Genomic DNA, 7,292 nt, shown 5'->3' on the forward strand with positions numbered 1-7,292 from the left:
ATAAAAACACCCCAAAAGTTAGATTTTCTGTCTAATTTTTGGGGTGCACTTCAAAGCCGGTGGATATTTATTTTTTACTAGCATCCATAATCTTTTTTCGATAATCCTTATTCCGTCTTAATGTAAAATAATCTGGAACTGGATCTTGGCCACCACGAATAAATGGATGACATCTGCAAATACGTCCACATCCCATTAAAACGCCTTTAACTGAACCGTGTTTTTCAACAGCCTGAATCATATAACTCGAACAGGTTGGTCTGTAGATGCAGGAAGGTGGGAATAATGGAGAAATCCATTTTTGATACCCACGCACCAATGCAATCATTATTTTTTTCATCTCAATACTGCTTTCTTATTTAAATAAATTAAAGAAGGCTTGTGTTCCTTCTGCTGCGATTAAAGTATATACATAAAGAGTAACTGGTTTTGCAAGTAGACAAATTGCCACAAACTTTTTGAAGGTCATATGACTAAGTCCTGCGACCATACAAAGGAAGTCGTCTGGAAATCCAGGAAGGACCATCGCTCCAAAGAAGAAACGCTCAAATTTCTTTCCTTTATCCAAGTATCCGACGTATTTATCGTAGGTATCATCATCCACGAAAGCCTTCGCCAATGTTTCACCGTAGCGACGAGCTAACCAGAAATTGATGCAAGAACCAATCATGATTCCTACAAAGTTATACACCCACCCGTAGAATGGCCCAAATACAATATGTCCAATCACACACGTTAAACCCCCAGGAATAATCGGATATACAACTTGCGTAATTTGAATAATAATAAAAATAAGAATGCCGATCCAACCCGAATTCGCAATGCTTTCTCGGAAAGGACCATCAAGTGCAAAATAATCATTTTTTGCCACTAACCATCCTAAAATAATGGTTAGAATAATCCCGATAATGGTCACGATTCGTATAATTTTACGATTTAATTCGATTGCTTTTGATGTATCCACAATGAACTCCTTAAACTATTGATAGTTGCATTATAACAGACAAACTTAAAAATTCCTTCGAAAGTTTCTTACGTTTTGCTTAAGATTCGTTATTTTCTAAGTTCCACGGTTTTACAACCGTAATATGATCCATCAATGCTTCTTGGCGTCCAAGTTGTTCTAGACGTGCCTTACGACGTTCTTCATAGCCACTGCAGATGAATTTCTCTTCATCGGTTTCTGGAACGATGGCATCTACCGTGAAATCTGTTTCTCCTTCACGAGGTAGTGCGACGAATGTCCAAAAGCTCGTAGCTGCTAAATAGCGTTCTCCGTTCAAGACATCTTCTCCGACCACTTTACAGAAGACTTCTACACTCTTCTTCCCTGTTCCTGAAATATACGTTTCTACGCAGACAGAATGTCCTAGTGGAAGAGGTTTTAAATAATTCATTGCATCCACTGAAGCCGTTACTGCAAGGCGACGGCAATGACGGGATACCGTAATTGATGCACAGTCATCAATGATTCGTGTTAAATTCCCTCCGAATAGTGTGTTATGCATATTCACATCGAATGGGAAAATTCTACGTGCTTGAATCGCACGTGTTTGGCTACATGTTTTAGATGGGGTACTCATTTTCTTAGCTCCTTGGTTATTTTACTTTTCTATTCTAACATGAAACCAAAATGCGTTCAAAGACACTCAAATTGTGTTTTGGAGAATCCTTCGGATTGAATTATAATAGCGGTAACGTTGCACCGGTTCGAGCCTTAAGTCTCTCACCTTCAAAGCCTCAAAGAGGGCGTATGGAATAAATTCCAACGCCCTCTTATTCGTTTTGATGCATATTCACGTTACTGCTATTATAAAATCCGAGGATTCTCCGAAACCATATTATAAGTGTTCTTCTCTCTTCCCCGAATAAAAGCAATATCCACATACGTTATTTTTTCTTTGCGCGTTTGGCTTCGTGAATCAGCTTTAATGCTCTTTTACGTGTCTTGATATTTGGGCTCTTCATTTGTCGATATGCCGTCGCTAAATCTTGTTTCATAACATACACCTCCTATTGCTTTTCTCGTAGTTTACCAACTTGCTTTTTTAATACCAGGAATTAATCCTATATGCGCTAATTCTCTAAATTTGATACGTGACAAGCCAAATTTACGCATATATCCTCTTGGTCGACCATCCGTTTGATCACGAAACTTCAGGCGGTTTGGATTTGAATTTTTAGGCAGTTTTCTTAGTCCGTCAACGTCTCCTGCTTGCTTCAGGGCATAACGTTCTTCAGCGTAACATTCGATGAGCGCTTTTTGTTTTTCATACTTTGCAATTTTAGATTTCTTTGCCATTTTCTTCTCTTCTTTCTAAATCGGAATAATTACGTTTTACATTGTATCAATTGTTTCCTTTAAAATCAAGTGGTTTACACTCAAAAAAAGAGAGCCTTTTCCAAAGCTCTCCTTCAAATCATATTTATTTAAGATTAGTCAATCCCAACTTCTTTACGAACAACATCTGCAATACGTGTTACGTAATCATGAACGAGTTCATCCGTTGGTGCTTCAACCATGACACGAACAAGTGGCTCCGTACCACTTGGGCGAACAAGCACACGTCCGTTTCCATCCATCTCAGCCTCTACAGCATCGATGACTTCTTTAATCGCTGGAACTTCCATTACACCATTTTTATCACTCACACGAATGTTTACTAATTCTTGTGGGTATGTTGGCACTTCACTGGCTAATTCGCTTAATGATTTGCCAGTTTGTTTCATGACATTCATTAATTGAATTCCTGAAAGTAATCCGTCGCCTGTAGTGTTTAAATCAAGGATAATAATATGTCCTGATTGTTCCCCACCGAAGTTGTAGTTGTTTTTGCGCATTTCTTCAACCACGTAACGATCACCAACTGCTGTTTGAAGAGCAACCATTCCTTCTGCTTCTACCGCTTTATGGAATCCTAGATTACTCATAACTGTTGATACGATCGTATCTTTGCTTAAAGTCCCTTGGTTTTTGAAGTGTTTACCAAGGATGAACATGATTTTATCGCCATCAACGATTGTTCCATTTTCATCGACTGCGATACAGCGGTCGCCGTCTCCATCAAAACTCAAACCGATATCTGCTCCAGTTTTTTTCACAAATTCTACTAAAGCTTCTGGATGTGTTGAGCCCACTCCATCATTAATGTTTACTCCATTTGGTTTATCACCTATTGTGTGGAAGTCTGTATCTAAGTCAGCAAATAAACGAGTTAACATTGAAGCGGTTGCTCCGTTTGCTCCGTCTAATGCTACTTTAATTCCAGATAAAGATTCTACCGTATTTTGTAGGAATTGGCTGTATTTCATTGTTCCTTCTAAATACTCATCGACTGTTCCTAATGCATCTGTAGAAGGACGTGGTAATGTGTCTTCTTTTGCATCTAATAACGCTTCGATTTGTGCTTCAGTTTCGTCCGTTAATTTAAAACCGTCTGAACCAAAGAATTTAATTCCGTTATCTTGCGCTGGGTTGTGTGAAGCTGAAATCATGACTCCAGCAACAGCCCCTTGCACTCGTGTTAAATAAGCCACCCCTGGAGTAGGAATCACTCCAAGTTGCATTACTTCAATCCCTACAGAGAGTAATCCAGCAATTAAAGCATGCTCTAATAATTGACCCGAAATACGAGTGTCACGCCCCACTAATACCCGTGGATGTGCATTCCCTTCTGCTTGCTGTAATAATACATAACCGCCATAACGGCCTAGTTTAAATGCTAATTCTGGTGTTAATTCTACGTTAGCTACGCCACGAACACCATCTGTTCCAAAATATTTACCCATAATTTTCTCCTTTAGCCTTATCTGGCTTGTGTTGTATGTTCTTGTGTCGTTTCGGATTGAGTAGTTGTTTCTCTTGAATCCAAAACACCATAATCTACCACTGTAATAGTGACTTCAACTGCTTCTGGAGTAATGCTATTGACGCCAGATGGTAGTGTTAATGTTACTGTTTTCTTAATGGTTTGAGTCACATTACTCACATCTACTACTACTGGAATAGCTGTAATTCGACTTAAAATCGATTGAGCTCCTGAGATTGTAACTTGCTTAGTAGTTGAATTCAATGAATATGAATAACGTGAAGTCCCACCAGTTGTCGTAAAGACAAGAGGGACTGTTTTTGAGCTAGAAGAAATTGGCACTCGAACTTGTACGCGTTCTGGCTCAATTTTCACAGCAATAGGTTTTCCTGTAGCATCCAAAGCTTGTAGTTCTCCTGTAGTCGTAAAGTCTGATTTTGTCCCTTCAGGAATCGTAACTTTTGCGACCACTTTTTCTACTTGCTTTAAAATTGAATCCGCAGCTTTTACAATGACCGTTCCTGGAGAAGTCGTTCCGTCTCCAATTTGATAGCCATTTCCAATATTTGAAGAATCAACCGTTACATTAACAGGAAACTCTTTAGCATTCTTCTTCTCAATCGTTATTTCAACATTTTCTGGTGAAACAATACCTGTCACTCCCGTTGGAAGACCTGAAACTGAAAGAGAAATCGTATGCTTTCCTTCTCCTAACTCTGTTAAATTTGGCGTAGTCACTTTGTACGAACCATTACTTGATGTACTTAAAATCAAACTACTTGTTCCTTCAAGACGTAAAGAAACAGAGTCTGGTAAACCTGTTACTGAGTACTCTTCACTGTTGATATCTACATAAATTGGCACATTTGTAATCGTGTTTGAACTTGACTGTGGATTTAATGTGCTTGAACGTAATCCAGAATTAGCGTCTTTAGCTAAAATAAATAGAAAGATACTTAGAACTAAAGACATCAACATGAGAAATGATTTTTTATTCATCCAATTAGCCATTCGAACGTCCCCCTTTAAAGATCGCACGTATCCATCGAACGACTGCTGGATCCATCTCATCGTCTCCTTCTACCACTAAATATTGCGACAAGACTTGAACTAATTCTTCAGAAGAAAGTTCCCTATGTAGTTTTTCTCGAATCGCTACACTCACCTTTCCAGTTTCTTCGGAAATAATAATCGTAATCGCATCGCTCACTTCACTTAGCCCAATCGCAGCACGGTGACGTGTTCCTAATTCTTTTGGAATCATCATATTCTCAGACAGTGGTAAATAACAGGCCGCTGCAGCAATATGATAATCACGAATAATCATTGCCCCATCATGTAATGGGGTATTTGGAATAAAAATATTCGTAATCAATTGATTAGAGATTTCAGAGTGAATCGGAATCCCAGTATTAATAAATTCTTCTAGAGAATTCCCTTGTTCTATGGAAATCAAAGCTCCAATTCTTCGTTTTGCCATATATTGAATGGCTGTATCCAACTCATTAATCATGACTTCTGCTTCATTTGCACTTTCAGATTTACGTGAGAAGAAATTCGAACGTCCAATATGTTCTAATCCGCGACGAATCTCAGGTTGAAAGACAATCAAGGCAGCCACAACTCCCCACTGAATCACGAAGTTCATAATCCAGTCTAAAGTAGTTAATCCAAGGAAAAAACTAATAAATTTCATTGCAGCAATTGCAGCAATTCCTTTCATTAAATGAATCGCCCTTGTTCCTTTAATAATCACTAAAATATTATAGAGAATGTACCAAACAATCAAAATATCAATTAGATTGCGAAAACTCCCCCATGAAAATAAACTGTTCCAATTTATTTGCATAAAGTTAACCTCTCTTCCACCAATATGTACCTTTCTATTATAGCACAGATAAGAGCTAAACGAAAAAAAGCGCGGATTTTAAGGAAGACATTCATGAACTTCCTCCTCGCTTTCTTTAGGGTTTCACAATTAAAAATACGTTCTACCAAGTTGGATGATAGAACGTTTTAAGATTTTTATTCCCCTTCTGTCTCTGTATTAGCAATGTAGTAAGAGTACCCACCAGTCACTGCTACCTCCACAACTAGAATCATCGTAGCTACCAAAATTGCAATATTATTTACCATAAATATTGCTGTTAAAATCATTAATATTCCAGCAATAATAGAAGCAAAACCAAAAAAGCGTTGTGTTTTTCGGAAAGCTACATCATTATTTTTTAGCCATGACGCACGGAATCCAAAGTGTTTTGTATTGTCTTTAATCTTAGGAGAGAGATTTCCAATCAGGATAAAGAAAATCCCAAGGATGAATGTCAAAAAACGTCCCATTTGTGTCCCAATCGTCACTCCATTTAAATACAACCAAAATTGGAAATAAGCAACAACATTCAGTAATAGTAGAACTAACCAACTAATAGAACGAGCGGTCTTCACATTCCCTCCTGTTAATTTAGGAGAAGTGCTAGCAATACGAATGATAAATCCAACAATGGCCACAATCACCGGATAAATTATAATTGTAAATCGATTGGCAGTGCCGGTAACATTTCCAGAAAAATCGAAATTAGATACAATGGTCTCCGGTAAGAACCACACCACCACTAGAGCCACAACGAGTGGTACAAACATTAATGCAAGATAGGTATATTTTTTAATTTGTTTTACTTGTTCCATGTTATTTTCCCCCAATAATTTGATTGATCCATACAATCGCTTCATCCAGTACGGTCAAATTCAATTCATAATAAATAAAGTTTTTATAACGCGTTTCGTAGATTAAATCTGCTTGTTTTAATTTTCTAAGATGATAAGACAAAGCTTGTGGCGTCATCCCAATTAACTCCGCTAAATCGCCTGTATTGGTCTTCCCTTTGCGCAGGATTTCTAAAATTTGACGGCGCGTTTCATCCGAAAGAGCAGACATTACTTCATTAACAGCCATCTCCTCAACTTCTTTCTATTTAAATTTATCTTTAAGTAGATTATACTCCTGAGGGATGTAAAATGCAATATCTATTTAAAATATTTTTTAATAGATTTTCGTGTAAAAGAAAGATGATACCAGCGATTTCTTACGGTATCATCTTTTTAAATTTGTTTTTCTCTTAAATTAAAGTGCGTCACTTAAGCGTGCGAACTCTTCAATCGTCAGTGTTTCTGCACGTCTGGTTGGGTCGATACCTGCAGCTTCTAATGCAGTAGCTAAGCTTTCTTTTGTGTGGATATCCCCAACGTAAGCTTTAGCTAAATTATTCCATAGTGTTTTACGACGTTGCACGAAACTATTCTTCACGAGCGCAAAAAATTTCGCTTCGTCTTTTACTTCCACGAGTGGTTTCTCGCGACGTTTTAACACCAGAATCGCAGAATCCACATTCGGAGCAGGATTAAAGACCATCTTCGGCACGATAAATCCAATGCTCGCTTCGCAGAAATATTGAATCGCAATCGTGAGCGATCCATACGCCTTCG

General features: G+C 38.0%; 11 protein-coding genes. All 11 read right to left on the bottom strand.

What is annotated here, in order from left to right:
- Positions 1–67 precede the first annotated feature (67 nt).
- Positions 68–340, bottom strand: coding sequence for a membrane protein insertion efficiency factor YidD (gene yidD / locus ACO5V7_RS08570; RefSeq protein WP_485485846.1), 273 nt, complete (start codon positions 338–340; stop codon positions 68–70).
- A 15-nt stretch (positions 341–355) separates the two neighbouring features.
- On the bottom strand, positions 356–964 hold the full coding sequence (locus tag ACO5V7_RS08575; protein WP_485485847.1) for a TVP38/TMEM64 family protein: 609 nt from the start codon (positions 962–964) through the stop codon (positions 356–358).
- Positions 965–1,043: 79 nt separating this feature from the next.
- Complete coding sequence (locus ACO5V7_RS08580) at positions 1,044–1,583, bottom strand: acyl-CoA thioesterase (RefSeq protein ID WP_485485848.1); 540 nt, start codon at positions 1,581–1,583, stop codon at positions 1,044–1,046.
- Positions 1,584–1,890: 307 nt separating this feature from the next.
- The gene (locus ACO5V7_RS08585; protein WP_168160678.1) at positions 1,891–2,001 is read right to left on the bottom strand and encodes a putative metal homeostasis protein; all 111 of its coding nucleotides are present in this window, start codon (positions 1,999–2,001) and stop codon (positions 1,891–1,893) included.
- Positions 2,002–2,032: 31 nt separating this feature from the next.
- Positions 2,033–2,302 (bottom strand): 30S ribosomal protein S14, encoded by a 270-nt coding sequence (gene rpsN / locus ACO5V7_RS08590; RefSeq protein ID WP_485485849.1) that lies wholly within the window; start codon positions 2,300–2,302, stop codon positions 2,033–2,035.
- A gap of 134 nt (positions 2,303–2,436) precedes the next feature.
- Positions 2,437–3,789, bottom strand: a complete 1,353-nt coding sequence (glmM, locus tag ACO5V7_RS08595) for a phosphoglucosamine mutase (protein WP_485485850.1) — start codon at positions 3,787–3,789, stop codon at positions 2,437–2,439.
- A 17-nt stretch (positions 3,790–3,806) separates the two neighbouring features.
- Positions 3,807–4,820: a CdaR family protein gene (locus ACO5V7_RS08600; RefSeq protein WP_485485851.1), complete on the bottom strand. Its 1,014-nt coding sequence runs from the start codon at positions 4,818–4,820 to the stop codon at positions 3,807–3,809.
- Positions 4,813–5,658 carry a diadenylate cyclase CdaA gene (cdaA, locus tag ACO5V7_RS08605; RefSeq protein ID WP_485485852.1) on the bottom strand — a complete coding sequence of 282 codons (846 nt, stop codon included), beginning with the start codon at positions 5,656–5,658 and terminating at the stop codon, positions 4,813–4,815. The genes ACO5V7_RS08600 and cdaA overlap by 8 nt, the downstream gene beginning before the upstream one ends.
- 176 nt (positions 5,659–5,834) lie before the next feature.
- A complete protein-coding gene (locus ACO5V7_RS08610) occupies positions 5,835–6,494 on the bottom strand; it encodes an SdpI family protein (protein ID WP_485485853.1) in 660 nt (219 codons plus the stop codon).
- A 1-nt stretch (position 6,495) separates the two neighbouring features.
- The gene (locus ACO5V7_RS08615; protein ID WP_005606402.1) at positions 6,496–6,762 is read right to left on the bottom strand and encodes a metalloregulator ArsR/SmtB family transcription factor; all 267 of its coding nucleotides are present in this window, start codon (positions 6,760–6,762) and stop codon (positions 6,496–6,498) included.
- Positions 6,763–6,930: 168 nt separating this feature from the next.
- Positions 6,931–7,292, bottom strand: a 362-nt coding sequence (locus tag ACO5V7_RS08620; protein ID WP_485485854.1) for a ribosomal RNA small subunit methyltransferase A, incomplete at its 5' end; no start/stop codon positions are given.

It is taken from the genome of Granulicatella sp., assembly GCF_057274575.1.

Bases quoted from the DNA above. Each gene is read 5' to 3' on its own strand.
- yidD (WP_485485846.1), bottom strand. From the start codon at position 340: ATGAAAAAAATAATGATTGCATTGGTGCGTGGGTATCAAAAATGGATT.
- ACO5V7_RS08580 (WP_485485848.1), bottom strand. From the start codon at position 1,583: ATGAGTACCCCATCTAAAACATGTAGCCAAACACGTGCGATTCAAGCA.
- ACO5V7_RS08585 (WP_168160678.1), bottom strand. From the start codon at position 2,001: ATGAAACAAGATTTAGCGACGGCATATCGACAAATGAAGAGCCCAAAT.
- rpsN (WP_485485849.1), bottom strand. From the start codon at position 2,302: ATGGCAAAGAAATCTAAAATTGCAAAGTATGAAAAACAAAAAGCGCTC.
- glmM (WP_485485850.1), bottom strand. From the start codon at position 3,789: ATGGGTAAATATTTTGGAACAGATGGTGTTCGTGGCGTAGCTAACGTA.
- ACO5V7_RS08600 (WP_485485851.1), bottom strand. From the start codon at position 4,820: ATGGCTAATTGGATGAATAAAAAATCATTTCTCATGTTGATGTCTTTA.
- cdaA (WP_485485852.1), bottom strand. From the start codon at position 5,658: ATGCAAATAAATTGGAACAGTTTATTTTCATGGGGGAGTTTTCGCAAT.
- ACO5V7_RS08610 (WP_485485853.1), bottom strand. From the start codon at position 6,494: ATGGAACAAGTAAAACAAATTAAAAAATATACCTATCTTGCATTAATG.
- ACO5V7_RS08615 (WP_005606402.1), bottom strand. From the start codon at position 6,762: ATGGCTGTTAATGAAGTAATGTCTGCTCTTTCGGATGAAACGCGCCGT.